This window comes from Aeromicrobium sp. CnD17-E, assembly GCF_024124745.1.
In the GTDB taxonomy this organism is placed as follows: Bacteria; Actinomycetota; Actinomycetes; order Propionibacteriales; family Nocardioidaceae; genus Aeromicrobium.
In genome coordinates, this window is the sequence record NZ_JAMXRU010000176.1 from 1 (window position 1) to 3,389 (window position 3,389).

Annotated in this window: 2 protein-coding genes and 1 pseudogene; all 3 read right to left on the reverse strand. The window is 76.8% G+C overall.

Translation table 11 applies throughout. The annotated features are described in order from the left end of the window. Window positions 1-135 precede the first annotated feature (135 nt). Complete coding sequence (locus NH339_RS17695; RefSeq protein WP_253027314.1) at window positions 136-1,407, reverse strand: RsmB/NOP family class I SAM-dependent RNA methyltransferase; 1,272 nt, start codon at window positions 1,405-1,407, stop codon at window positions 136-138. Beyond that, the gene (gene fmt, locus NH339_RS17700; RefSeq protein ID WP_253027315.1) at window positions 1,404-2,327 is read right to left on the reverse strand and encodes a methionyl-tRNA formyltransferase; all 924 of its coding nucleotides are present in this window, start codon (window positions 2,325-2,327) and stop codon (window positions 1,404-1,406) included. Before fmt ends, NH339_RS17695 begins: the two co-directional genes overlap by 4 nt. A 111-nt stretch (window positions 2,328-2,438) precedes the next feature. After that, window positions 2,439-3,389 (reverse strand): annotated as a pseudogene (locus NH339_RS17705) (primosome assembly protein PriA); the annotation flags it as partial.

Here is a 3,389-nt window from a genome sequence, read left to right on the forward strand (position 1 = left end):
CCCGCCGGTCGAGCGGCCCCGTCGACCGGGCCGAGCTGCAGGCCCGCCAGCAGGCGCTCGGGCAGGCGCGCCGACCCGAGCACGGCTACGGCGCCGACCGCACCTTCGGGGGCGGCGGCTCGTCCTGACCCGGCCTCACCGCCGGCGCAGCAGCGCGAGGAACATGGCGTCGGTGCCGTCGCGGTGCGGCCACCACCGGTGGACGCCGACGAGCTCGGCGACACCGGGGCCGACCGACTCGACGACCTCGATCGTCTCGTCGACGAGCGGGGAGCAGGTCGCGTAGCCCACGAGCCCGCCCGGACGCGACAGCTCGACCGCGCGGCGCAGCAGCCCGCGCTGCAGCGGCACGAGCGAGGCGAGGTCCTCCGGCGTCCGACGCCAGCGCGACTCCGGCCGACGGCGCAGCGCACCGAGCCCCGTGCAGGGCGCGTCGACGAGGACACGGTCGAAGGAGCCGGGCTCCCACGGCCCCTCGCGTCCGTCGTGGACGGTGACCTCGACGTCGGGGAGGGCCCGCAGCCCGCGTCGGACGAGCTCCGCGCGGTGCGGCTGCACCTCGTTGGCGACGAGATGGGCGCCGCGCTGCGCGGCCAGTGCACCCAGGAGCGCGGCCTTGCCGCCCGGGCCGGCGCACAGGTCGAGCCAGCGAGCGTCGGATCCCTCGAGCGCAGCCTCGGCCAAGGTGAGGGCCACCATCTGCGATCCCTCGTCCTGCACGCCCGCGCGACCGTCGCGGACGGCGGGGACGTCGCCGGGGTCGCCGGCGTCGAGGACGCGCGCGTAGGGCGACACCTGGCCGGGCGCGCCTGGCAGGTCGGACGCGTCGACGAGCCCGGGGCGGGCCACGAGCGTCACCTTCGGCGGACGGTTGTCGGCCTCGAGCAGGGCGTCGAGCTCGTCGGTGGCGTCGACCGCGCGCAGAGCGGACCGCAGCGCCCGGACGACCCAGACCGGGTGCGACCGGCGGACCGCGAGGGCGTCGTCCGGCTCGAGGCCCTCGGTGAGCCGCTCGACCCACGTGTCGAGGTCGTCGGCCGCGACCTTGCGCAGCACCGCGTTCACGAGCCCGGCCGGCTTGTGGCCGACCACGCGGCGGACGAGGCTCACGCTGGTCGACACTGCCGCGTGCGACGGCACGCGCATGGACAGCGCCTGGTGCGCACCGAGGCGGAGCACGTCGCGCACCTCGGGGTCGAGCGGCCGGCCCACGAGGGAGTCGAGCACCGCGTCGTACGTGCCGCGCAGGCGCAGCGTCCCGTGCACGAGCTCGGTGGCGAACGCGGCGTCGCGTCCGACGATGCCTCGTTCGCGCAGGAGCTGCGGCAGGAGCAGGTTGACGTAGGCGTCCCGCTCGTCGGCCGCGCGCAGCACGTCGTAGGCGACGCCGCGCGACGGGTCGCTCATACGAGCACCGTGCCCGGCTCGATCGTCGTGCCGCGCGCCCAGTCGGCCGCCGCCATCGGCTTCTTGCCCGTCGGCTGCACCGTGCCGAGCACGACGTCGGTCGTGGCGGTGCCCACGCGGACCTCGCGCCGGCCGGCCTGGACCTCGCCCGGGCGCAGCGTGTCGTCGGTCGTCGGGGTGACGGGTCCGAGCTTCACGCGTTGCCCGTCGAGCAGCGTCCAGGCACCGGGTGCGGGCGTGCACCCGCGGACCTGGCGGTCCACTGCGAAGGCCGGACGGCTCCAGTCGACGTGCGCGTCGTCGGTCGTGAGCTTCGGGGCGTACGTGACGCCGTCCTCGGGCTGGGCCACGGCGCCGATGTCGCCGTCCTCGACGTGGTCGAGGGCGTCGACGAGGAGCCGCGCGCCCTCGTGGGCGAGCCGCTCGAGGAGCGTGCCGGCGGTGTCGTCGTCGCGGATCCGCTCGGTGATCGTGCCCAGCACCGGTCCGGCGTCGAGCGCCTCGACCAGGCTGAAGACCGTGGCGCCCGTGACCTCGTCGCCGGCCATGATCGACCGCTGGACCGGCGCGGCGCCGCGCCAGGCGGGCAGGGCCGAGAAGTGCAGGTTGAGCCAGCCGTACTCCGGCACGTCGAGCGCCTCGCGCTTCAGCAGGGCGCCGTACGCGACGATCGGGCAGCAGGCGGGACCGATCTCGCGCAGCCGGCCGAGGAACGCCGGGTCGTCGGCACGCGCGGGCTTGAGCACCTCGATGCCGAGCTCCGCGGCTCGGGCCGCGACCGGGGAGGGGTGCAGGGTGCGACCGCGACCTTGGCGCGCGTCGGGGCGGGTCACGACCGCGGCGACGTCGTGCCGGCTCCCGACCAGCGCCTCCAGGGACGGCAGGGCGGTCTCGGGGGTACCTGCGAACACGATCCTCACGTCGGCCGAGTCTAGGTGCTCGCCACGACCCGGCCTGCCCCGCGTGGTGGTGCCGCGTGGTCGTGCCGTGTGATGGTGCCGTGTGGTCGTGCCGTGTGATGGTGCGGGGACTCAGAAGGCGTGCGGGTCGACGCGCACGCGCAGCGGTGGCTGCTTGGCCGCCGAGCGGGCCGCCTGCACGTCCTTCAGCGCGGCGGCCAGGGCCGGACCCTCGCGACGTGGCGCCCGCAGCACCAGACGCTCGTGGACCGGCTCGCCCGGGCGCGTGGACGTGGGCACCGGCCCGAGCACCTCGGTGGAGGGCGTCCACCGTGCGTCGACGAGCGGCGCGACGTCGGCGACCGGACCTTCGACCACGGCCACCCGGGCGACGGGAGGCAGGTGGGCCTCCGAGCGCTCGGCGAGCTCGCGCTCGGCGAGCCCGGCGGGGTCCGCGCGCACGAGTCCTTGCAGGAGCGCCGGGTCGCCCACCGCCACGGCGTCGGCGCGCTCCCGCGCCAGGGCGAGGGCGTTGAACCAGCGGCGGTGCGCCTCCTCGAGCACCCGGAGGTCGTCGCGGCCCAGGGCGAGCCAGGTGTCCATGAGCACGACGAGCGCGTAGCCCCCGGCCACCCGCGGCTCCGCGCCGGGCGTGGCGAGCACCAGCACGTCGCCCCCGGGCGCGACAGCCAGCACGTCGGCGCCGCCCGAGGTGACCACCTCCCGGCCCGGGAACGCGGCGGCGTACTCCTCGGCGGTCCGCAGCTGGCCGACGACGGGTGCGCGGAGCCGGTGCGACCCGCAGGTGCGGCAGGACCAGTGCGGAGCAGCGGTCCCGCACCAACGGCACGTGGGCTGGGCGTCGCGACCGGACTGGGCGAGCGGTCCCTCGCACGTCGTGCACCGGGCCGGGGTCCGGCAGTCCTGGCAGGCGAGGGAGGTGCGGTAGCCCCGGCGCGGCACCTGCACGAGCACCGGTCCGTCGGCGCGCCGGACCGCGGCGAACACCTCGTGCGGCAGCCGGGCGGGAGCACCACCGGCGACGCTGCCGTCGGTGACGGCGAGCCGCGGCCAGGCGCGACG

Excerpts from the sequence above, each read along its gene's own strand:
- NH339_RS17695 (WP_253027314.1), bottom strand. The coding sequence starts at position 1,407 with ATGAGCGACCCGTCGCGCGGCGTCGCCTACGACGTGCTGCGCGCGGCC.